The organism is Streptomyces akebiae (assembly GCF_019599145.1).
Taxonomy (GTDB): Bacteria; Actinomycetota; Actinomycetes; order Streptomycetales; family Streptomycetaceae; genus Streptomyces; species Streptomyces akebiae.
On the sequence record NZ_CP080647.1, the window covers coordinates 2955574 to 2977640 of the forward strand.

At 71.0% G+C, this 22067-nt stretch carries 16 protein-coding genes and 3 pseudogenes; 9 read left to right on the plus strand and 10 right to left on the minus strand.

Annotation, left to right across the window (positions count from 1 at the left end):
• Nucleotides 1-66: 66 nt before the first annotated feature.
• On the minus strand, nucleotides 67-1431 hold the full coding sequence (locus K1J60_RS45765) for a DUF4190 domain-containing protein (protein WP_259407697.1): 1365 nt from the start codon (nucleotides 1429-1431) through the stop codon (nucleotides 67-69).
• Between the two features lie 93 nt (nucleotides 1432-1524).
• Here K1J60_RS45765 and K1J60_RS12535 point away from each other — a divergent pair.
• Both K1J60_RS12535 and K1J60_RS12540 read left to right on the plus strand, forming a co-directional pair.
• A pseudogene (locus K1J60_RS12535) lies at nucleotides 1525-2749 on the plus strand (adenosine deaminase).
• A gap of 379 nt (nucleotides 2750-3128) precedes the next feature.
• Nucleotides 3129-3833 (plus strand): glycerophosphodiester phosphodiesterase, encoded by a 705-nt coding sequence (locus K1J60_RS12540; RefSeq protein ID WP_220646308.1) that lies wholly within the window; start codon nucleotides 3129-3131, stop codon nucleotides 3831-3833.
• Between the two features lie 58 nt (nucleotides 3834-3891).
• On the opposite strand, the gene K1J60_RS12545 is transcribed toward K1J60_RS12540, so the two are convergent.
• The 5 genes from K1J60_RS12545 to K1J60_RS12565 all read right to left on the minus strand — a co-directional run bounded on the left by K1J60_RS12545 (nucleotide 3892) and on the right by K1J60_RS12565 (nucleotide 9694).
• Entirely contained in the window at nucleotides 3892-5589 is a 1698-nt protein-coding gene (locus tag K1J60_RS12545) for a sigma-70 family RNA polymerase sigma factor (RefSeq protein ID WP_220646309.1), read from the minus strand.
• Between the two features lie 157 nt (nucleotides 5590-5746).
• Nucleotides 5747-6292 (minus strand): hypothetical protein, encoded by a 546-nt coding sequence (locus K1J60_RS12550; RefSeq protein WP_220646310.1) that lies wholly within the window; start codon nucleotides 6290-6292, stop codon nucleotides 5747-5749.
• A gap of 81 nt (nucleotides 6293-6373) precedes the next feature.
• Nucleotides 6374-7033: a YceI family protein gene (locus tag K1J60_RS12555; protein ID WP_220646311.1), complete on the minus strand. Its 660-nt coding sequence runs from the start codon at nucleotides 7031-7033 to the stop codon at nucleotides 6374-6376.
• A gap of 197 nt (nucleotides 7034-7230) precedes the next feature.
• The gene (locus K1J60_RS12560) at nucleotides 7231-7968 is read right to left on the minus strand and encodes an MBL fold metallo-hydrolase (protein ID WP_220646312.1); all 738 of its coding nucleotides are present in this window, start codon (nucleotides 7966-7968) and stop codon (nucleotides 7231-7233) included.
• Nucleotides 7969-8257: 289 nt separating this feature from the next.
• Nucleotides 8258-9694 (minus strand): gamma-aminobutyraldehyde dehydrogenase, encoded by a 1437-nt coding sequence (locus K1J60_RS12565; protein WP_220646313.1) that lies wholly within the window; start codon nucleotides 9692-9694, stop codon nucleotides 8258-8260.
• 174 nt (nucleotides 9695-9868) lie between these two features.
• Here K1J60_RS12565 and K1J60_RS12570 point away from each other — a divergent pair, with 174 nt between their 5' ends.
• The 7 genes and pseudogenes from K1J60_RS12570 (at nucleotide 9869) to K1J60_RS12600 (ending at nucleotide 17210) form a co-directional block, all read left to right on the plus strand.
• On the plus strand, nucleotides 9869-10384 hold the full coding sequence (locus K1J60_RS12570) for an Lrp/AsnC family transcriptional regulator (protein WP_220646314.1): 516 nt from the start codon (nucleotides 9869-9871) through the stop codon (nucleotides 10382-10384).
• Nucleotides 10369-11768: pseudogene (locus tag K1J60_RS12575) on the plus strand (aspartate aminotransferase family protein). The gene K1J60_RS12570 and the pseudogene K1J60_RS12575 overlap by 16 nt, the downstream one beginning before the upstream one ends.
• A gap of 215 nt (nucleotides 11769-11983) precedes the next feature.
• Nucleotides 11984-12697: pseudogene (locus K1J60_RS12580) on the plus strand (ABC transporter ATP-binding protein); the annotation flags it as partial.
• A gap of 620 nt (nucleotides 12698-13317) precedes the next feature.
• Nucleotides 13318-14607 carry a hypothetical protein gene (locus K1J60_RS12585; protein ID WP_220646316.1) on the plus strand — a complete coding sequence of 430 codons (1290 nt, stop codon included), beginning with the start codon at nucleotides 13318-13320 and terminating at the stop codon, nucleotides 14605-14607.
• Between the two features lie 108 nt (nucleotides 14608-14715).
• Nucleotides 14716-15123: a VOC family protein gene (locus K1J60_RS12590; protein ID WP_033526951.1), complete on the plus strand. Its 408-nt coding sequence runs from the start codon at nucleotides 14716-14718 to the stop codon at nucleotides 15121-15123.
• 101 nt (nucleotides 15124-15224) lie between these two features.
• Nucleotides 15225-16370 carry an LOG family protein gene (locus tag K1J60_RS12595; RefSeq protein ID WP_220646317.1) on the plus strand — a complete coding sequence of 382 codons (1146 nt, stop codon included), beginning with the start codon at nucleotides 15225-15227 and terminating at the stop codon, nucleotides 16368-16370.
• A 105-nt stretch (nucleotides 16371-16475) separates the two neighbouring features.
• A complete protein-coding gene (locus K1J60_RS12600) occupies nucleotides 16476-17210 on the plus strand; it encodes an LAETG motif-containing sortase-dependent surface protein (RefSeq protein ID WP_220646318.1) in 735 nt (244 codons plus the stop codon).
• A 72-nt stretch (nucleotides 17211-17282) separates the two neighbouring features.
• Here the strand turns inward: K1J60_RS12600 and K1J60_RS12605 are convergent, their stop codons facing one another.
• From K1J60_RS12605 to K1J60_RS12620, 4 genes are all read right to left on the minus strand, one after another.
• A complete protein-coding gene (locus K1J60_RS12605; protein ID WP_259407698.1) occupies nucleotides 17283-18098 on the minus strand; it encodes a maleylpyruvate isomerase family mycothiol-dependent enzyme in 816 nt (271 codons plus the stop codon).
• A gap of 11 nt (nucleotides 18099-18109) precedes the next feature.
• On the minus strand, nucleotides 18110-19144 hold the full coding sequence (locus K1J60_RS12610) for an ABC transporter ATP-binding protein (protein WP_220646319.1): 1035 nt from the start codon (nucleotides 19142-19144) through the stop codon (nucleotides 18110-18112).
• The gene (locus tag K1J60_RS12615; protein WP_220646320.1) at nucleotides 19144-20742 is read right to left on the minus strand and encodes an ABC transporter permease; all 1599 of its coding nucleotides are present in this window, start codon (nucleotides 20740-20742) and stop codon (nucleotides 19144-19146) included. Before K1J60_RS12615 ends, K1J60_RS12610 begins: the two co-directional genes overlap by 1 nt.
• Nucleotides 20743-20849: 107 nt before the next feature.
• Nucleotides 20850-21965: a thiamine ABC transporter substrate-binding protein gene (locus K1J60_RS12620; protein WP_220646321.1), complete on the minus strand. Its 1116-nt coding sequence runs from the start codon at nucleotides 21963-21965 to the stop codon at nucleotides 20850-20852.
• Nucleotides 21966-22067 lie beyond the last annotated feature (102 nt).

Below are 22067 nucleotides of genomic sequence, written 5' to 3' on the forward strand. Positions count from 1 at the left end.
GCCGACGGCGCCATCCGTGGTGGGCGCCGTCCTTCGGCGCGCTCCTCCTCAGCGCTACACGCCGGCTTATCCCCTCGGCAGCACCAGGGACAGTGACGTGGAGTAGCTGTCGTCGAAGGGGTCGGTGTCCGAGTCGTAGCCGTCGCTCTCGGACGCCAGGACGATGAGCACGATGAAGCCGATGCCGAGCAGGATGCCGACGACACCGCAGATGATCCCGGCCAGGGCGTGCCCCGGGTTCGTCGCCTCGCCCCGGCGCGCCTTGGCCCGGCCGATGAAGCCGAAGATCATGGCCATGATCCCGAGCAGGATCGCGAGGGGCCACAGGCAGAACAGCACGGCGGCGCAGATGCCGAGCACCATCGCCGCGATCCCCATCCCGTTGCTCGGCGGCAGCGCCGGCAGGGGCCAGGCAGAGCCCGCGCCCGGAACGGGGTAGCCGGCACCGGGGTAGGCGTGGGCGCCCGGATACTGGGGGTACCCGTACGGGGCCTGTCCGGGCCCTTCTGGGCCGATGGGCGGGGGAGGTACGGCCGCGCCGGGGGCGGGGTAGGGCGCGGAGACCGCGGGCGGGGGGTAGGAGGCGTGGGGTGCGCCGGGCGCGGGCGGGGCGAACGGATTGGGGGCAGGGGCGGGCGACATCGCGGGCGGGCGGTCACCCGGGGCTGCGTACGCGCCGGGACCCGCCCAGGGCTGCGGCGCGGGGGCCTGGGTGGACGTCGGCCCACCGGTGCCGGCCGACGCGGGGCCGCCCGTCGGCGCACCCGGCATGGCCAGAACCGTCATCTGGTCGTGCACCGAGGGCGTGGTGGGAGTCGGAGCGGGAGGGTGCGCGGCGCTGCCCTGAGCCGGGGTGTCGGCCGGGGCGGCCCATGGATCGTAGGGAGCCTGGGGCGCGGACGCGGTCGGCGCCGACCATGCGGGCGGAACCGAGGCCACCGTCTCGGCGGAGCCGGAGGGCGCGACCGGAGCGCTCGCGTGGACGGCCCCGGGCCCCTCGGTGGACCCGCCCGGCTCGCCGGAGTCGGGCGACCCCGTCGGCGCGCCCGGCTTGTCGAGGGCGACCGTCGGGGTCGGGGCCGGTATCGCGTCCTCGGGCCTCGGGACGGCGCCCGGCGTGGTCGGCAGGGCCACGCCGTCGGCCACCGTCAGCAGTTCGGCACCTCCGCTCGACGCCGACGCAACGGCGTCCTCGGTCACCGTCGGGAGGGTGGCGCCGTCCACCACCGTCGGCGGCACGGTGTCGTCGGTCACCGTCGGGAGGGTGGCACCGTCCACCACCGTCAGCGGAGCGGCGTCGTCGGTCACCGTCGGGAGGGTGGCACCGTCCACCACCGTCGGCGGTAGCGCGGCGTCACCCTGTGGGGGTGCCCACGGGCCGGGCTGAGGAGCGGTCGGTGTTTCCGGAATCGGTGCCTCGTCGGCTGCCATGAGCGGGTCCCCCTGTGACGTTCCGTGCCGTTCCGCGTCGTCTTTTCCGTCGCACGCGATCAGCTGTACGTTCGGTCATGCTAAGGCCCGGGGATCGATGTTCGGACGGCCGCCTACGATGATCCCCGAGTCACCGATCAGCCGATCACCCGCGTCCCCCGCAGCAGACCACGGTCCGGGCGGACGTCGTTCCCGGGGAGGAACCTTGACCGACCATCGCACCGCGCAGGGCGTGCCCTTGAGCCCCGCCGTCGCCGACACCGCCGCCGCTCCCGGCAGCCGCGACCTGAACGCCTTCATCGCCGGTCTGCCGAAGGCCGAACTTCATGTGCACCACGTCGGCTCCGCCTCCCCCCGTATCGTCTCGGAGTTGGCCGCCCGCCACCCCGACTCCCAGGTGCCCACGGACCCCGAAGCGCTCGCGGACTACTTCTCGTTCACGGACTTCGCCCACTTCGTCCAGGTGTACCTGTCCGTCGTCGACCTGATGCGCACCCCTGAGGACGTCCGTCTGCTGACGTTCGAGGTGGCGCGGGACCTCGCCCGGCAGCAGGTGCGGTACGCCGAGCTGACCATCACGCCGTACTCCTCCACCCGCCGCGGGATCGAGGAGCGGGCCTTCATGGACGCGATCGAGGACGCCCGGAAGGCGGCGGAGGCCGAGTTCGGGACCGTCCTGCGCTGGTGCTTCGACATTCCCGGCGAGGCGGGAATGGTCGCGGCCGAGGAGACCCTGCGGCTCGCCACCGACGACCGGCTACGGCCGGAGGGGCTGGTGTCGTTCGGCCTCGGCGGGCCCGAGGTCGGCGTGCCGAGGCCCCAGTTCAAGCCCCACTTCGACCGGGCGATCGCGGCCGGGCTGCACTCCGTGCCGCACGCCGGCGAGACCACCGGCCCCGAGACGATCTGGGACGCGCTGAACGAGCTGCGCGCCGAGCGCATCGGACACGGCACCAGCGCGGCTCGCGACCCGCAGCTGCTGGCCCATCTCGCCGAGCGCCGGATCGCCCTGGAGGTCTGCCCGACCTCGAACATAGCGACCCGAGCGGTCCGCACCCTCGACGAGCACCCCATCAAGGAGTTCGTGGAGGCCGGCGTACTGGTCACCGTCAACTCCGACGACCCGCCGATGTTCGGCACCGACCTGAACACCGAGTACGCGGTCGCCGCGCGTCTCCTGGACCTCGACGAGCAGGGCGTGGCCGCGCTCGCGAAGAACGCCGTGGAGGCGTCCTTCCTCGACGAGCCCGGCAAAGCCCGGGTGAACGCCGAGATCGACACCTACACCTCGGCCTGGCTGACCGTTCCTGAAGACTGAGCAAGAGTGAGCCCGACTCAGCCGCGCGCCCCGAACGGTCTTGGGCGAACTGGTCCCCGGCGTACTCGACCCCGGGGCAGCGACACGCATCCTGTGCGTGGTCCGATCCCGGGAGGCCGGTTCCCTGCGCGACCTGACCAGGTGGGTACGGCCAGTGGCGACGGGGAGGCCCCGAACCATCCCTCTGGTGGAGCGGGGGCCCCGCACGCCGACACCGTACCCGGCGTTCCAGATCGCCCGCTCACCGTAGCCCGAACGGCCCACACCGCCTCAAGCCCGTAAGCCGACCATCACACGGTCGAGCTGATTCAGCCTCGTGCACTCTCCCCAGCAAGCAGTTGGCAACCCCCTGATCCGATCGGGACCGGAAACCACCACCATGCGCACCGTGACAGCCGTCGCCCATCGCGGCGCCCCCTACCGCCACCGTGAGAACACGCTCGACTCCCTGCGGGCCGGGCTCGAACTGGGTGCGGACGCCGTCGAGTTCGATGTGCGGACGACCCGTGACGGGGTGCCGGTCCTGCTCCACGACTCGACGCTGAACCGGCTCTGGGAGGTGGACCGGCCGCTGGCCGCGCTCTCCGCCGCGGAGCTGCGCGGGCTGACGGCAGACGGGGTGCCGACGCTGGCCGACGCGCTGGGCGCCACCGGGGGCAGCCGCGTCATGGTGGATCTGCCGGGTGCGGTGAACCCACGGGCGGTGCGGCAGATCCTCGGCGTCGTACGGGAGTGCGACGCCGAGGACCGTGTCTACTACAGCGCAGACCCGCGGACCGTGCTCGCCGTCCGCGCCGCCGCCCCCACGGCCGAGCTCGCCCTCACCTGGAAGACCTCCGCACCGCCGCGTCCCGCCCTCCTCGACGCCATCCGTCCGCGCTGGCTGAACTACCGCTTCGGCCTCCTCACCCGCTCCTTGGCGGACCGCGTCCACCGGGACGGCTACCTCCTCTCCGCCTGGACCCCTGACACCCGGCGCTCGATGCGCCGTCTGCTGTCCTGGGGGGTCGACTCGATCACCACCAATCGCATCGACGCCCTGTGCACACTCAGAGCCACCGGCGAGGCGAGCCCCACCCTTTGAGGGCGCCGGAAACCGCGTGCGGTCAGCGCCCCCGTCCACACGCACGCGCCCGCTGCCGCTACACGTCGGACCGCTGAGCCACGCTCGCCGCGTCCGCCGGCTTCGCCCGGGTGACGTACTGCGGCACCGGCGCCGAGTCCTTGCCGTCGTCGCGGACGAGGCCGTAGCGGATGGCCCCCCGTTCGGGACCGAGGGCGAGGTCGTCGGTGACGGCGTTCCAGGTGGAGGGGGCGACGGTGATGCCGTAGTCGGCGCCTCGTTCGTTCTGGGTGAGCGTGACCGTGCCGTCGAGGTAGAAGTACTCGTTCTGCCACATCTGTTGGGTGCCGTCGGGCAGGACGGTGTAGCCGGTGTCGGGGCCGCCCATGCCCGAGGTCCTGCCGTCGGCGGAGGTCGGGTCGTCCATACGGCGGCCGCCGCCCGAGGCGACGTGGAACAGCTTGCCCTCCAGGCCGGTCCAGGTGGGCATGACCAGACCGCCCGCCCGGTACTGGGGCGAGATCTGCCAGCGGACCAGGACATAGCCCTGGCCCGTGAACGTCACGTTGTCGCCGCGGTGGTTCATCACGGTCCGCGCGCCACCGCTGCTCGTGACACCGGACTCGGGCCGCCGGGGGAGGGCGGCGGGCGGGGTGTCCGGGTCCGGTGCCTCGTCCACCGCGTCGACGACGGTGCCGTACAGGTCCTTCGGCTCCTTCTTCTTCACCGACGACGGGGAGGCCGAGGGGGACGGTGAGGACGACGGCACCGAGGAGGGCGACGGGGTGCGGAACGCCGGAGCCGCAGGTCCACGGGCCGTGCTCATCACCGACGGCGCGGCCTGCGCGGGCCGGTCCATCGGGGGTTGTGTCACGACGTACGCGCCCCCGGCGACGATCGACGCGCCCGCCGTCACCGCGACGGCGGGCTTGGCGAGGGCGCCGACCACCTTGGCGGACCAGCCCACGGAGGCGGTCGCGGCGGTCGCCGCCACGGCCGTCTTGCCACCGAACGCCAGGGACAGGGTGAAGCCGACGGGGACGGGGACGAGAGCGAGCCCGACGAGGAGGCGTTCGGCGGGCACGACGACCTCACCGGGGCGGCCGTGACCGTCGCAGCGGGCGCAGCCACGGATGTGCCGGGCGATGCGCTTGCGCCACACCGAGTCGGGCTGCCCGCTCCAGCGTGCGGTGACCCGGCCCAGGTCGGAGCAGGAGGAGTCGAGGGCGCGGACGATACCGCGCGCGGTCTCCAGCCGGGCCTTCATCCGCTGGACGCGTACGGCGGCGTGCTGTCGGCTGATGCCGACGGCGGCGGCGAGTTCGCGCCGGGTGAGTTCGCCCGCCACCTCCAGCCACCACAGCGACAGCAGTTGCCGGTCCTCGTCGTCGAGCCAGCGGACCGCTTCCGCGACCTCCTTGCGCTGGCCCTCCAACTGCAGCCGCAGCACGGTCAGTTCGGCGAAGTCGGTGGCGCCGTGGGCGTCGTGGTCGTCGAGCTGGTCGGCGGTGCGGCGGCGCGCCCGGTCCCGTATCTGTCGCATCGCGATCGCGACCAGCCAGGAACGGAAGCTGTCCGGATCGCGCAGCGTGTCGAGGTTGTCGACGGCGCGCAGCATGGTCTCCTGCACGACGTCGTCGACGTCGGCGTGGCCGTTGAGGGCCCGGCCGACGATGTTGTAGACGAGCGGCAACCAGCCCTCGACCAGCTCGTCGAGGGCGCGCCGGTCCCCCGCCTGCGCGGCCGCGATGGTGGAACGCCACTGCCGCCCGTCCACGTACGTCCCCTTCGATCCCGCTGGGCTCACCCTGATCACTTGGCTGTGTTCCGTACCTTCTCAGCCATCGCTCCGGCATGGGGAACCACCGAGGCGGAGATCACACTGCACACACTGCTCATACGGCTCGCTCCTGCTTGTGGGGAGACAGGGGTGCCTACGGAGACGGTGTGGAGGCGGCCGGGATAACAGTTTTCCGGTCCCACCCTCCGGTGAGGGCCTCCAGCCTCTTGATCCGCCGCCGCACGACGTAGAGCGGGATCACCCCGAAGACCCCGAACGACATGTCGATCACGGTCCACCAGAAGGGGATGTCCCGGATCGGCCCGCAGATCAGGGCCAGCGGAATGATCCCCGCGCAGGCGATCATGCCGAACTCGATGATCCAGATGTTGCGGACCGGGTCACGGTAGGGGCCGTAGAAGGACACCGCGATCACCAGGTGCGCGAAGGCCAGCCAGTCCGTGCCGTACAGGAGGAACGGGTACTCGGTGTCGGCTTCGTCGAGCCCCGCCCGTACCCGCTCGATCCACTCGACGAGCGCCGGCAGGTACTCCCCGACGGACAACGACCGCAACAACTCCTCGGTCCAGCGCAGCTCGTGGACCAGCGGGAAGGCTGTGGCACCACTCAGCACCAGACAGACGACGAAGAAGACCAGCCACGCGCGGATGCCCTTGAGCAGGGCGGCTCTGTCGCTCATGCGGTGAGCGTACGCCCCTACTTGAACGCGTTCAAAAGTGGGGCCCGACACCTGTCGGGCCCCACGGGAACGCAGCGGCGGTCAGCCGCCGGGGATCGAGCGGATCGCGGCGATGTCGAACTGCAGGCGCACCTTCTCGCTGACCATGGCGCCGCCTTCCGCGAGCCGCTGGTTGTAGGTGAGGCCCCATTCGGAACGATTGATGGTGGTGGTCCCGTCGAATCCGACCCGCTCGTATCCGAAGGGGTCCATGACGTGTCCTATATAGGTGAGTTCCAGATCGACGGGACGGGTGATGCTCTTGATCGTGAGTTCCCCGGCCATGCGATAGACATCGTTGCCCACAAGACGCACCGCCGTACTGACGAAGCGCATACGCGGATGGTTCGCGGCATCCAGGAAGTCGCGACCCATCAGATGAGCGTCACGTTGTTCCACTCCGGTGTCGACGGACGTGGTGGACAGCACTATCTCGGCCCGTGAGCGCGATGGATCACGGCCGTCGAAATAGAGCCGGCTCTGATACTCGGTGAATGCCCCGCGCACGGTCGTGACCAGGGCGTGCCGGACGGAGAAACCGATACGACTGTGCGCCGCGTCGATCATCCATTCGCCGGTCAGCATGGCGAGGGAGGGGTCGGACGGGCCGTCGGGGGCGAATGCCGCTGACTCGTGGGGGAGTTGTGAGGCTGTGGGGGCTGCCGGGCGGCGCAGGGACGCAGCACGGGTGAACAGGTTCATGATTCACGTAACTACGGCACGACGGGATGTGCCGCAACCCTTCGTCGACGGATCCGCCGGGTCCGAATCGACCCCGAAAGGCTGATAAAACGCCACCGCACGGCAGACGATTGCACTATCTCCACAGGGCCGTCACGAATTTCCCGCCACACAATTCACCCCGGAATGGCCTGAAGAGAAACGGAGTCGTACGACGGTCAGGTCGTGCTCTTCGGCAGCAGTCCACGGGCGAGAGTGTCACGGGCGGCCTCCAGATGGCGCCCGGCCCTCGCGAGCGAGACCTCGTGGTGGCCGGGGAACAGCGCGTCCACGTCGAGCGCGGCCAGCCGGGTCAGACTGGCCGCGTACTCGGGGACCCGGCTGTCGTGCAGGTTCTGCAGCGAGATACGGCCCCCCGTGAAGACACAGTCCCCGGAGAAGAGCGCCCGCCGGCCGGGGGTGCGCAGGTGGTAGCAGAGGTGGCCGTCGGCATGACCGGGCGTCGCGACGGCACGCAGGACCACTCCACCCCCGAGGTCGATCTCCTCGCCGTCGGCCAAAGCCTCGACCTGGGGGCAGGGGGCGAGGGTGTAGTCGGCCGGGTAGTACCCGGACGCCTTGCCACGGTCCAGACTGACGCCCGCCTCGTCGCCCGCCGCGATCCAGCCCGTGGCCTCGGCACCGGCCAGTACGCGCAGTCCGGGCAGCCGTTCGGCGAGCGCGGCGGCTCCGCCCGCGTGGTCGGCGTGGCCGTGGGTGAGAAGGAGATGACGGGGGTCTGCGCCGGTGGTACGCACGGCGCGCACGATCGCCTCGGCGGACCGGCCGGCTCCGGCGTCCACGAGCACGCTGTGCCGGGTGCCCCGCACCAGGTAGACGTGGCAGTCCAACGGATCGCTGAGGTCGAATCCGTACGCCCCGCTGGCGACGAGCGTGACATGGTCGGTCAGCCGCATGACGGCCCTCCCGCTTTCGATACCGACGACGACGGCCCTCCCCGAGGCCCTCCCCCGCCTTCCTCAACGCCGGTACCACCCCCGAGGTGACCCTTCAGCCGTCCGGCCCGCTCCCCTGGCTCTCCGAGCGCGCCCTACGGGCCGACGATCCCGTTCCACCGCCGGGCGAACTCACGGCGCCGTCGTTCCCGCCCGCGCCGAGGGCGCGCGGGCGGGAACGACGGCGGCATGTGCGGCAGGCCGCGTGGACGCGACCGGCCGCACTCACCCCTCTCCCGTCGACGAACCCTCAGTCCAACGACGTCATCACGTGCTTGATCCGCGTGTAGTCGTCGAACCCGTATCCCGACAGGTCCTTGCCGTACCCGGACTTCTTGAACCCGCCGTGCGGCATCTCCGCGACCAGCGGAATGTGCGTGTTGATCCACACGCACCCGAAGTCGAGGGCCTTCGACATCCGCATGGCGCGCCCGTGGTCCTTCGTCCACACGGACGAGGCCAGCGCGTACTCCACGCCGTTCGCCCACTCGACGGCCTGTGCCTCGTCCGAGAAGGACTGCACGGTGATGACCGGCCCGAAGACCTCCCGCTGGATGATCTCGTCGTCCTGCTTGAGCCCGGAGACGACGGTCGGCGCGTAGAAGTACCCCTTCTCGCCGACCTGGTGGCCGCCGGCCTCGACCTTGGCGTGGGCCGGCAGCCGCTCGATGAACCCGGCGACCTGCTTGAGCTGGTTGGGGTTGTTGAGCGGGCCGTACAGCACGTCCTCGTCGTCGGGCTGCCCGGTCTTCGTCTCGGCCGCCGCCTTGGCGAGCGCGGACACGAACTCGTCGTGGATGCCCTCCTGGACGAGGACACGGGTCGCGGCCGTACAGTCCTGCCCCGCGTTGAAGAAGCCCGCCACCGAGATGTCCTCGACGGCCTTGGCAATGTCGGTGTCGGCGAAGACGACGACCGGCGCCTTGCCGCCCAGCTCCAGGTGGACCCGCTTGAGGTCCTTGGACGCGGACTCGGCGACGGACATGCCGGCCCGCACGGACCCGGTGATCGACGCCATCGCCGGGATCGGGTGCTCGACCATCAGCCGGCCGGTGTCACGGTCACCGGTGATGACGTTGAAGACGCCCTTGGGCAGGATCGACCCGATGATCTCGGCGATCAGGACGGTCGACGCGGGCGTGGTGTCCGACGGCTTCAGCACGACGGTGTTGCCCGCGGCGATCGCCGGCGCGAACTTCCACACGGCCATCATCATCGGGTAGTTCCACGGCGCGACCTGGGCGCAGACGCCGACGGGCTCACGGCGGACGATCGAGGTCATGCCCTCCATGTACTCGCCGGCCGAGCGCCCCTCCAGCATCCGCGCGGCGCCCGCGAAGAAGCGGATCTGGTCCACCATCGGGGGGATCTCCTCGGAGCGGGTCAGCCCGATCGGCTTGCCCGTGTTCTCCACCTCCGCCGCGATCAGTTCCTCGGCCCGCTCCTCGAACGCGTCGGCGATCTTCAGCAGGGCCTTCTGGCGTTCGGCCGGGGTCGTGTCCCGCCAGGCCGGGAACGCGGCCTCTGCGGCGGCCATCGCCGCGTCGACGTCGGCCTGGCCGGACAGGGGCGCTGTCGCGTAGGCCTCGCCCGTCGCGGGGTTGACCACCTCGGTGGTCCGTCCGTCGACGGCGTCACGGAATTCCCCGTCGATGTAGTTACGCAGACGACGCAGCTCGGTGCTCACTGCCGGCCCTCCAGATGGGTCCAGATTGGGGTGTCCATTCCTTGAGACACCACCCTAATCCGCCTGCCCACGTTTTCAACACCCCTGACACCTCAGTGACTGCGAAATCCGCAAGCTACGAGCCCGTAAACAACGAATTTCATCGGTTCAGCCTTGCGGAACTGTCGAGACGTCGTGCACAGTGAGCCCGTGGCCAGTCGAAGCGCAGACCAGAAGGACTCCAGGGAGCCCAGGAACGGCACTCCTCAGTTGGACGCCGTCTCCCTCGCCATCGTCGAGCAGCTGCAGGAGGACGGCCGACGGCCGTACGCCGCCATCGGCAAGGCCGTCGGCCTCTCCGAGGCGGCCGTCCGCCAGCGCGTCCAGAAGCTGCTCGACCAGGGCGTGATGCAGATCGTCGCCGTCACCGACCCGCTCACCGTGGGCTTCCGGCGGCAGGCGATGCTCGGCATCAACGTGGACGGCGACCTGGATCCCGTGGCGGACGCCCTGACGGCCATGTCGGAGGTCGAGTACATCGTCATCACCGCCGGCTCCTTCGACCTGATGGCGGAGGTCGTCTGCGAGGACGACGACCACCTCCTGGAAGTGATCAACAAGCGCATCCGGACCCTGCCCGGCGTGCGCTCCACCGAGAGCTTCGTCTACCTCAAGCTCAAGAAGCAGACCTACATGTGGGGAACCCGATAACCGTGAGGACGGATAAGCCGTGAGCCCCAAGGACCTCAGCCAGACCGCGTACGACCACCTGTGGATGCACTTCACCCGCATGTCCTCGTACGAGAACTCCCCGGTCCCCACCATCGTCCGGGGCGAGGGCACGTACATCTACGACGACAAGGGCAAGCGGTACCTCGACGGTCTCGCCGGTCTCTTCGTGGTCCAGGCGGGCCACGGCCGCACCGAACTGGCGGAGACCGCGTTCAAGCAGGCGCAGGAGCTGGCCTTCTTCCCGGTGTGGTCGTACGCCCACCCGAAGGCCGTCGAACTGGCGGAACGTATCGCCTCCCACGCGCCCGGCGATCTGAACAAGGTCTTCTTCACCACCGGCGGCGGCGAGGCGGTCGAGACGGCCTGGAAGCTCGCCAAGCAGTACTTCAAGCTGCAGGGCAAGCCGACCAAGTACAAGGTCATCTCCCGCGCCGTCGCCTACCACGGCACCCCGCAGGGCGCCCTGTCCATCACCGGCCTGCCGGCCCTCAAGGCCCCCTTCGAACCGCTGGTGCCGGGTGCGCACAAGGTCCCGAACACCAACATCTACCGCGCCCCGATCTTCGGCGACGACCCGGAGGCGTTCGGCCGCTGGGCCGCCGACCAGATCGAGCAGCAGATCCTCTTCGAGGGCCCCGAGACGGTCGCGGCCGTCTTCCTGGAGCCGGTGCAGAACGCGGGCGGCTGCTTCCCGCCGCCGCCCGGCTACTTCCGACGGGTCCGCGAGATCTGCGACCAGTACGACGTCCTGCTGGTGTCCGACGAGGTCATCTGCGCCTTCGGCCGGCTCGGCACGATGTTCGCCTGCGACAAGTTCGGCTACGTCCCGGACATGATCACCTGCGCCAAGGGCATGACCTCGGGCTACTCCCCGATCGGCGCCTGCGTCGTCTCGGACCGCATAGCCGAGCCCTTCTACAAGGGCGACAACACCTTCCTGCACGGCTACACCTTCGGCGGCCACCCCGTCTCCGCGGCCGTCGGCCTCGCCAACCTCGACCTGTTCGAGCGCGAGAAGCTCAACCAGCACGTCCTCGACAACGAGGCGGCCTTCCGGTCCACGCTGGAGAAGCTCCACGACCTGCCGATCGTCGGCGACGTCCGCGGCAACGGCTACTTCTACGGAATCGAGCTGGTCAAGGACAAGGCGACGAAGGAGAGCTTCGACGACGACGAGACCGAGCGGATCCTCTACGGCTTCCTGTCGAAGAAGCTGTTCGAGAACGGCCTCTACTGCCGGGCCGACGACCGCGGCGACCCGGTCGTCCAGCTCGCCCCGCCGCTGATCTCCGACCAGTCGACCTTCGACGAGATCGAACAGATCCTGCGCGCGACGCTGTCGGAGGCATGGACGCTGCTGTAGCCCCGCGGCGGCCCAGCCCGCATCCCTGCGGGGCCGCTCCGCGATCGGCCCGGGACGCCCCCATCCGAGTGAGATGGGGGCGTCCCGGGCCGTGTGCTGTCCGCCCCCTGCCGCCCCGACTCCCTAGCGTGCCCCTGTAACCGATCGGCCCTGCCTTCGTTCCCCCGGACGGGGGGCTCCCCCGGCAACCCTGATCCGAACCGAGGTGTACGCCCATGGTGGCCCCGCCGGACAACGACGTGCTCTGGGCACGTGGTCTGACCTACGCGCACGACGGCTCGCCCGCCCTGCACGGTGTGTCGATGAACGTCCGGGAGGGCGAGATCGTCGCCGTCACCGGCCCGCGAGGCAGCGGCAAGACCACGCTCCTGCGGTGCCTGTCCGGACAGCTGCGGGCCCAGCGGGGAGAGGTGTGGTTCAACAGCGTCCCCGTCCACACGATGGGCGCGCTCGCCCGCGAGCGGTTGCGCCTCGACCGCTTCGGGTGGATCGATCCCGAGCCGGTCCTCGTGCCCGAGCTGAACGCCTGGGAGAACACCGCCCTGCCGCTGATGCTGCGCGGCACCGGCCGCCGGGCCGCGAAGGCCGCCGCCCTGGAGTGGCTGGAGCGCCTAGACATTCGCGACACGGCCCGCAAGCGCCCCCACGCCCTCCTCCAGTCGGAGCGCCAGCGCGTGGTGGTGGCCCGCGCCCTGGTCTGCGCCCCCATGGTCCTCTTCGCGGACGAACCGACCGCCCCGCTCCACCGCGCCGAACACGCCCACGTCCTGCGCACCCTGACCACGGCGGCCCGCTCCCACCACATCACGGTCGTCCTCGCCACCCACGACCCCGAGACGGCGGCCCTCGCGGACCGCACGGTGTCCCTGCTGGACGGCCGCCACGTGAGGACGCTCCACCTGCCCACCGCCGCACAGGGCGAGAGCCGGGTCCCCGTCGACCGGGACAGCCGCACCGCCCCCGACGACGCTCTCCCGGACGCCCTGCCGCCCCGCACCGACGAGGCGGGCCGCCCGACCCCCGGGGCGGGCGGGCGACCCGCCGCCCGAGGGACGGGACGGTCCACCACGGAGACAGCCGGAGCCGAGCCCGAAGGCTCGGCCCGCCCCACCGCCACGACGGAGGTGAGTCACCCTTCGCCCCGCGAAACCCGGCCGACCACCGCCGCGGAACCCGAACAACCCGCCCACCCCACGGCCCGGGGAACACGAGCAACGCGCACCGCGCCGCACCAGCCCACAACCCGGCGAACCCGGCCGGCCACCACAGCGGAACCGGCCGACCCCACAACGCGGGAGGACCGGACCTCCGCCGCCGTGGAGGTGGGTCGCCCCGCAACCGAGGGAGAAGCCCGACCACCCGCCGAGCAGCAGCCCCGCCAACCCGCCGAAGCCGACGAACGACCGGCCGCCGCCACAGAAGTGGGCCGCCCCGCAACCGAGGGAGAAGCCCGACCACCCGCCGAAGGGCAGCCCCGGCAGCCCGCCGAAGCCGACGAACGACCGGCCGGAACGCGCTCCTCCGCAGCCGACGGGGAAGGCCGGGCAGCGTGCTCGCTCTCCGCCTAGCCCGCCGGGCCCACCCCGTGGTCCAGCTCCGTCGGCTCCTGGTGGCCGCCGCCACCTGCGGCACGGGTTTCCTGCTCCTCTGCGCCCTCGGGCACGCCATGGCCCACCCGCACGCCCCGGCCGGCTCGGTGCTCCGCCTGGCCTGGTGCGTGGCGCCGGCCGCCGCCACCGTCTACTTCGCGGTGACGGTGGCCCGCACCGACCCCGGCACCCGACCCCGCCCCGGCCTCTCCGCGATCGGCCTCGGTCCCGGCCGGCTGATGGCCATCTCCGCGGTCACCACGGCCCTGTCCACCGTCCTCGGCTCCCTGCTCGCCCTCTTCTTCTTCCTCCACCTGCGCGGCGACCTCACGGGCATGCCCTTCGACGGCGCGGCCGCCGACGTCCTCGCCGCCGGGCGGCCCCTGCCCCTCCCGGCCGCCCTCACCCTCCTGGCCCTCGTACCGGCCGTCGCCTCCGCCACCACCGCGCTCGTCCTGCGCCCCAGGGACACCGGGGCCCGGCCCACCGGCCCCCGGACCCGCTTCATGGCGTACGACACCTTCGCGATCGGCCGGCGCACCGCGCCCCCGGCGGGCGCCACGAGGTACGAGGAGGAGGCCGACGAGGAGGGAGCGACCACCTCCGAGGTCGGGCGGACGCCGCCGGAACCACCGCCTCCGCGCCCCGCCCCCGGCGGCCTCCCCTGGGGCATCGCCGTACTCGCCGTCGGCCTCGCCCTGGAGACCTACGCCGGCCAGTCCGACGACGGTTCCGGCCTCGCCCTCCCCGGCGGCTTCGCGAACAGCCCCGCAGGTGTGCTGGGCGGCTGGCTCGTCACCGCACTCGGGCTGATCCTCACCGGGCCCGGCCTCACCCACCTCACCGGACGCCTGCTCCAGTCCGTACGCCCCGGCGCACTGCGCCTCCTCTCCGGGCGCGTGCTCCAGGAGGAGGCCCGGCGCATCGGACGCCCACTCGGCGTGGTGTGCGCCGTGGCCTCCGGCGCGTACGCCATGGTGACGCTGTCCTCAGGCGTACGCCCCACGATCGGCCCGCTCACCCTGCTGGGCGCGCTCGTGGTGGCCGGCTGTGCCGTGCTGACCCTCGCGACGGCCGCCGTCGAGGCCCGGCGTGCCCACGCGGACACCACGGCCGCGCTGGTGCGGCTGGGGGCGCCCCGCGCGCTGCCCCGGCAGGCGGCCCTGCTCCGCGCGGCCGCCCTGCTCGCCGTGTTCGGCCCCCTGACCTGGACGACCGCCCAGCTGGCGGCGCTCCCGCTGGCCGCCTGAAAACTCGTACGGAAAAGTTCACGCGCGGCGATGAGTTTCACGGGGACCCTCGGTCTACCCCTGCGAACAGACCGAAACGCATACGACGGATACGGGAGAGACCTCGCCATGTACCAGCAGATGATCTTCGTGAACCTGCCCGTGAACGACCTCGACGCCTCGAAGAAGTTCTTCACGGAGCTCGGCTACGCGCTCAACCCCCAGTTCAGCGACGAGAACGCGGCCTCCGTCGTGATCAGCGACACCATCGTGGCGATGCTGCTCACCAAGCCGTTCTACGCGACCTTCACCAAGAAGGAGATCTCGGACGCCACGAAGACCAGCGAGGTGATGCTCTGTCTGAGCGCCGAGAGCCGCGCGAAGGTCGACGAGCTGGTCGAGAAGGCGGCCGCCGCCGGCGGCACCGTCTCGGAGAAGGTCCAGGAGATGGACTTCATGTACGGCCGCGCCTTCGACGACCTCGACGGCCACACCTGGGAGGTCGTATGGATGGACCCGTCCGCGATCGAGGGCTGAAAGCCCCGCTCGCCCACGGCCGCGTACCCCCCGCGCCCGCAAGGGGCGCGGGGAGCCGCGCGAACAACGGCCCGGCCGGCGGAGCGCCCTAGCATGGGCGGGTGCAGACGATGCCCGCCCACGCGGCCCACCACGACGACCACGAGATCGAGACGATCGAGGAGTTCGACGCGACCGTCTCGGCGCGCGGCACCCTCGCCGGATTCCGGATCCAGGCCGTCGATCTGACGGACCGTACGCGTGAACTGCTCGCCACCGACACGGCGGAGGCCGTCTTCCTGGGCTGTCCGATGCGACCGGAGGCGGCGACGAAGATACGCACGGACGGCGCCCTGGTCTTCCCGCCCGTCCCCGGCCTGCCCTTCGACCCGTACCGGGGCCTGCTCTACTCCCCCGACGAACTCTTCGCGTCCCTGTCCGACGGCGGTTACGAGGCCACGCCCGACGCCCTCGCGTACGCCTGGCTCCAGCGCACCAAGGCCGACCGGGACGTCTACGCCTCCATGCTGCGCGCCGTCCACGACGACTCCGTTTCGGACGCTCTCGACGAACTCCTCTCCGGTGCCCGGGTGGTGGGCGTGATGGGGGGTCACGCGATGGCACGCGGCACCGAGGCGTACGAGGGCGCCGCCCGCCTCGGCCGCACCCTGGCCCGCTCGGGTCTCAAGGTCGCCACCGGCGGCGGTCCGGGCGCGATGGAGGCGGCGAACCTGGGCGCCTACGCGGCCCCGTACGACGACGCGATGCTCGCCGAGTCGCTGCAACTGCTGGCGAAAGCACCGAAGTTCACCCCGTCGATCACCGACTGGGCGAGCGCCGCCTTCGAAGTGCGCACCCGCTGGCCGAGGGGCGGCCCCTCCGTCGGCATCCCCACCTGGTTCTACGGCCACGAGCCGCCGAACCCGTTCGCCTCGCACATCGCCAAGTACTTCGCCAACGCCACCCGCGAGGACGGCCTCCTCGCCCGCTGCGGCGCCGGCGTCGTCTTCCTGCCCGGAGCCGCCGGAACCGTCCAGGAGATCTTCGACAACGCGACCCCCAACTACTACGAGTCGCGCGGCGAACCGACCCCCATGGTCCTCGTCGACCGGGCCCACTGGACGGAGAGGCTACCGACCTGGCCGCTGCTGCGATCGCTGGCGCGGGGCCGTTCGATGGAGGCCCGGATCGCCCTGGTCGACCGGATCGAGGAGGCACCGGAGGCTCTGGCACGTCTCGGGGACCGCTCAAACACGTCTTCGGATTGACATGACTTATGGCGCGCTTATAAACCTGTGAGGCACATGGGGAAGCCGCTCCCCCGGCGGCCCTCCGTCACCCCCACTCCCCTGTGCTTCCCGTGAAGGGCAAACGTGTCCATATCTCCCCGTAGCGCGCGGACTTCGCGCTCCATCGGTGTCGCTTTCGCGTCCGCCGCACTCGTGCTCGGTGTCGCGGGCAACGCCATGGCCTGCAGCATCAAGGACTTCTCCGCCGTCGCCGAGTGCGACGGCGACAAGGGCGTCATCCGGGTGACCGACGTGGACCCGCTGGGCGTCAAGGCCGAGATCACGGTCTACCTGGAGAACAACGGGGCCGACCTGCGCATGGTCGGCAGCCGGACGATCGAGGACTCCACCGCCAAGGGTGTCACCGTCACCTTCGACGAGGACTGGGAGCCGAACGCCGAGTACCGCATCCACGTCGAGGCGAAGGGCTACGTCGACGAGGACCTGCCGATCCTGGTGGCCCCCGCCGACGCCTGCACGGCCGAAGCCATCACCCCGCCGGCCGCGTCCAAGGCCCCGGGGAAGTCAGCGAACAACAACAAGGACAAGGGCAAGGACAAGGAGGAGAAGGAGAAGGGGCAGGACGAGAGCGAGCCGTCCCAGACCAAGACCTCCCCCACGCCGTCCGGGTCCGAGGGCACCGTGCCCGCGGGTGCGAACGGTGACAACGCCCCCTCCCCCGAGGGCGACTCCAACCTCGCCGAGACCGGTGGCGACTCCAACACCGGCACGATCGCCGCTGCCGCGGCGGCCCTGGTGGCTCTCGGCGCCGGTGCCGTGTACTACAGCATGCGGCGGCGTGGGGCCTCCACACGCTGATCCCTGTTCGTCAGGGCCGTGGCCCGTACCCCTTCACCACGGGGTACGGGCCATCCGCTGTTCCGGGCCCGCTCAGCCGAACGTGGCCCGCTTGAGCCAGAATTCCAGCAGCTCCCGGTCCCCCAACACCTCCAACTCCCCACTGTCCAGCGGCAGTCGGCGATAGAAGGCGAGCAGCACGTCGGTGAGCGGGCCACGCAGCGCCACCGTCGCCTTCTCATGGCCGCGCCGCCAACGCACCACGTCCTCGGTCAACTCGACCACCCACTCGGCGTCGACCTCAGCGGCCGTGTCGGTGGCATGAAGGTGGATGCTGCGCCCCGGACCACGCAGTTCGGCCGCCTCGTCGTGCGGGATGGTCCGCTGGACGAACTCGACGATCTGCAGCCACTCGTCGATCGCGTCGGCGGCGATCTCCGGCGCCACCTCGACCGCCCGTCCGACGGTGAGCGCGGCATCGGCTCCGTGGACGACCAGTTCGAGGGCCATCCGGCGGGCCCAGAAGCCCGCGCTGTGCTCCCACCCCCACGACCACACGGGCGCCTCGGGGCCCGCCTCGCGCAGTGTGGTCACGGCCATCTCACCGCACTCCGCGAGCCAGGCGTCCAGCGCCGCCGGGTCCCCCTGCGGCTCCGGCCCCTCGTACAGCGGTACGTCCGCCTCGGGGACCTCCTCCTTCGCCCGGGTCCGTACGTTCAGTTCGACCCAGCGCAGGGCACCGCCGGTGTGCCGCAGCAGCTGCTCCAGCGACCAGTCGGGGCAGGTCGGCACGGTCGCCGACAGATCGGCGCCGGAGGTCACCAGGTCCCGCAACTTCCGTACCTGCGACTCGATCTCGGCACAGTAGCGCTCATGCCGCGCCCGGGATTCTTGCGTACGCATCGCCATGGTGCCGCACCTTATGCGGCGGGACCGGCTCCCAGCACGACGATTTCGTTCCCGTCGAAGCTCACGCCGACCTCGTCCCCGGGCTCCGGCGCATCCCGTAGCGCGCACGCCGCCTCAAGACGCGGGGCGCCCTCCGGCTGAAGGTGCACGGCGACATGCGTGCCCCGGAAGGTGCGCGCGGCCACCGTGCAGCGCAGCCCGTCGGCCACGCCCACCAGTCGTACGCCGGCGGGCCGGACGAGCAGCGCGCACACCCCTTGCGGCGACCCCTCCGGCACCGGCACCTTGCCCCACACCGTGTCCGCCGCCTGCCCGGTCACCGTCGCCTCGACCACGTTGTCGAAGCCGAGGAAACGGGCCACGAACTCGTCCACCGGCCGACACCACACCTCAAGGGGCGTACCGGACTGGGCGATCCGCCCGTCACGCATCACCACGACCCGGTCGGCCAGCGCGAAAGCCTCGCCCTGGTCATGCGTGACCGCCAGCACGGTCGTGCCCAACTCCCCGAACAACGCACGGAGTTCGACGACCAAGCGCTCCCGCAGCGACCGGTCCAGCTGGCCGAGGGGCTCGTCGAGCATCAGCAGTCGGGGGCGAGGCGCGAGGGCCCGGGCCAGCGCCACCCGCTGCTGCTCACCGCCGGACAGCTCCCCGACGCGCCGGCGCGCGGCCCCACGCAGTCCTACCAGCTCCAGCAACTCCTCGACGCGAGCGGCCCGTTCGCCTTTCGCCGCGCCATGCATACGGGGCCCGAAGGCGACGTTGCCGGCGACGTCGCGCTGGGGGAAGAGCTGGTGGTCCTGGAACATCAGGCCGACACCGCGCTTGTGGGCGGGCACGCCTCGCTGGTCCCCCCCGTCGAGCGACACCCGTCCCCCGTCGAGAGGTTGGAGCCCGGCCACCACCCGCAGCAGCGTCGACTTGCCGCTGCCGCTGGGCCCCAGCACACAGACGATCTCGTGCTCGGCGACCTCCAGGTCGACCCGGTCGAGCACGGGCCGACCGTCGAACCGTACGGTCGCGTCCTCAAGCCTGAGCAACATCAGAACTCCCCCGTGCGATCGGTGCGGAGGCGTTCCAGCACCAGCAGGGACACCGCGCACACCACCATCAGAATCGTCGAAAGGGCCATCGCCTGGCCGTAATTGAGTTCACCGGGCCGTCCGAGCAGCCGTGCCACGGCGACCGGCAGCGTCGGATTGTCGGCGCGTGCGATGAACACGGTCGCCCCGAACTCCCCGAGCGACACGGCGAAGGCGAACCCGGCCGCGACGAGCGACGCCCGTCGCACCATGGGCAGATCGACCTCGCGCCACACCCGCCACGGCGACGCGCCGAGTACGGCAGCGGCCTCCCGCAGCCGTTCGTCCACCGCGCGGAGCACGGGCAGCATGGTCCGCACGACGAAGGGAACACCGACCAGGGCCTGCGCGAGCGGTACGAGGATCCACGACGACCGCAGGTCCAGTGGCGGCTCGTCCAGAGCGATCAGGAACCCGAAGCCGACGGTCACCGCGGACACCCCGAGCGGCAGCATCAGCAGCGCGTCGAAGCCCCGCACGAGGCGGCCCGCCCGCCGGGTGAGCGCGGCGGCGGCGAGTCCGCCGACGAGCAGGGCGATGGCGGTCGCGGCAGCCGCGTAGCGGAGCGAGTTCCCGATCGCCTCGATCGGCGCGACCAGGAAGATCCCGCTCTCGTCACTGGTCAGCGCCCTGTAGGAGCCGAGGCCGGGCACGTCGAACGACCGCTCCACCAGCACGCCCAACGGCAGCAGGATCAGCACGACGACGGTCGCCAGGACCGTGCCCAACAGTGCCCACTGCCCGGCCCCGCGCGGTGGGCGGGCGGTGAGCGAGGCGTCCACCAGGCGCAGGGCGGTCTCCCGCCGCCGTACGGTCACGGCGTGCACGGCGAGGATCAGCCCGACCGCGACGAACTGCACCAGCGTCAGTACGGCGGCGGTGGACAGGTCGAAGATCTCCGAGGTCTGGCGGTAGATCTCGACTTCGAGCGTGGAGAAGGTCGGCCCGCCGAGGATCTGCACGACCCCGAACGAGGTGAAGGTGAAGAGGAAGACCATCAGCGCGGCGGCGGCCACGGCGGGCGCGAGCGCCGGGAGGGTCACCTTGCGCCAGGCCGCGAGCGGGGAGGCGCCGAGCATCCGCGCGGCCTCCTCCTGCCGGGGATCGAGCTGTGCCCAGAGGCCGCCGACCGTCCGCACGACGACCGCGTAGTTGAAGAACACATGAGCGAGGAGAATCGCCCAGACCGTCGTATCCAGCCGTACGCCCCACAGCTCGTCGAAGAGCCCGCCGCGCCCGACCAGTGCCAGGAACGCCGTCCCGACGACCACGGTGGGCAGGACGAACGGCACGGTCACGACCGCCCGCAGAAAATCCTTGCCCTTGAAATCGAAGCGCGCGAACACATACGCGCCGGGGAGCGCGATCACCAGCGTGAGCGCGGTCGAGACGAGCGCCTGCCAGGTGGTGAACCACAGCACGTGCCGGATCCCCGGGTCCCCCAGCACCTCCCCGATCCGCCCGAGGTCCCAGCTCCCGCCTGCCTTCAGCCCCCGGGCGACGATCGCCGTGACGGGATAGGCGAAGAACACCCCGAAGAACGCGACGGGCAGCGCCATGAGCCCGAGCCGCGCCGCGCCCCCCGGCCGACCGGAACCCGGTCGGCGAGGTCGAGGCGGCGCGGCCACGACGGGCTCGTCCGGCGCGGCAGGCTCGGCTGACTCGGTTACTTCAGTACGAGTGAGGTCCACGACTTGACCCACTGGTCACGGTTCTCGGCGATCTTCTCCGGCGCCATGGTCTCGGGGTCCTTCGCCGCGGGCCCGTACTCGGTGAACTCGGCGGGTACGGACACCCCCTCGACCACCGGGTACACGAACATGTTGAGCGGCATGTCCTCCTGGAACCGCTTCGAGATCAGGAAGTCGATCAGCGCCTTGCCGCCCTCGGCGTTCTTCGCGTTGCTCAGCAGCCCCGCGAACTCGATCTGCCGGAAGCAGGTGCCCTCGGCGACCCCGGTCGGCGCGGTCTTCGGACGCGGGTCCGCGTAGACGACCTCGGCGGGCGGCGAGGAGGCGTACGACACGACGAGCGGCCGGTCGCCGCCTGCCTTCTTGCCGTCCGTCGACCCGGAGAACTCCTGGTAGTACGCCTGCTCCCAGCCGTCGACGACCTTCACGCCATTGGCCTTGAGCTTCTCCCAGTAGCCCTCCCAGCCTCCCCCACTCCCGGCTTCGCTCGAGCGGGAGGTGCCCCCATCGCCGTACTTCGCGGCCGTGCCGAGGACGAAGCCGAGCCCCGGCGAGGAGGTGGAGGCGTTCTCGGTGACCAGCAGGTCCTTGTACTCGGGCTTGATCAGATCGTCGAACGACTGCGGCGGCTCGATCTTCTTCTCGCTGAAGTAGGCCTTGTCGTAGTTGACGCAGATGTCACCGGAGTCGATGGGCGTGACCCGGTGCTCGTCCTTGTCCAACTGGTACTCGGCACCGACCTTGTCGAGCCCCTTCGCCTCGTACGGCTGGAAGAGGCCGTTGTCGAGCGCGCGCGAGAGCAGGGTGTTGTCGACGCCGAAGAAGACGTCGCCCTGCGGGTTGTCCTTGGTCAGGATCGCCTGGTTGACGGCCTGCCCCGCGTCCCCGCTCTTGAGGACCTTGACCTTGTACCCGGACTCCTTCTCGAACGCCTTCAGCACGTCCTTGGAGTAGGCGAAGGAGCCGTGGCTGACGAGGGTGACTGTCTTGGATCCGCCGGAGCCGGTGTCGTCCGAGGACGAGCCGCACGCGGACAACGTGACGAGCCCGAGGCCGACGACGAGAACCGTTGCTCTCCTGGTGATGCCCACTGGATTTCATTCCTCCTGGAAGTGACCAGGAAGAGACGCGGCCCCGCCCGGGCCCTTCGTCGCATCGAAGGCTCCCGGGCAGGGCGCAACAGCTTGAGTGAT

Bases quoted from the DNA above. Each gene is read 5' to 3' on its own strand.
- K1J60_RS12610 (WP_220646319.1), bottom strand. From the start codon at position 19,144: ATGTTGCTCAGGCTTGAGGACGCGACCGTACGGTTCGACGGTCGGCCC.
- K1J60_RS12605 (WP_259407698.1), bottom strand. From the start codon at position 18,098: ATGGCGATGCGTACGCAAGAATCCCGGGCGCGGCATGAGCGCTACTGT.
- K1J60_RS12540 (WP_220646308.1), top strand. From the start codon at position 3,129: ATGCGCACCGTGACAGCCGTCGCCCATCGCGGCGCCCCCTACCGCCAC.
- K1J60_RS12555 (WP_220646311.1), bottom strand. From the start codon at position 7,033: ATGAACCTGTTCACCCGTGCTGCGTCCCTGCGCCGCCCGGCAGCCCCC.
- K1J60_RS12560 (WP_220646312.1), bottom strand. From the start codon at position 7,968: ATGCGGCTGACCGACCATGTCACGCTCGTCGCCAGCGGGGCGTACGGA.
- K1J60_RS12590 (WP_033526951.1), top strand. From the start codon at position 14,716: ATGTACCAGCAGATGATCTTCGTGAACCTGCCCGTGAACGACCTCGAC.
- K1J60_RS12615 (WP_220646320.1), bottom strand. From the start codon at position 20,742: ATGGCGCTGCCCGTCGCGTTCTTCGGGGTGTTCTTCGCCTATCCCGTC.
- K1J60_RS12550 (WP_220646310.1), bottom strand. From the start codon at position 6,292: ATGAGCGACAGAGCCGCCCTGCTCAAGGGCATCCGCGCGTGGCTGGTC.
- K1J60_RS45765 (WP_259407697.1), bottom strand. From the start codon at position 1,431: ATGGCAGCCGACGAGGCACCGATTCCGGAAACACCGACCGCTCCTCAG.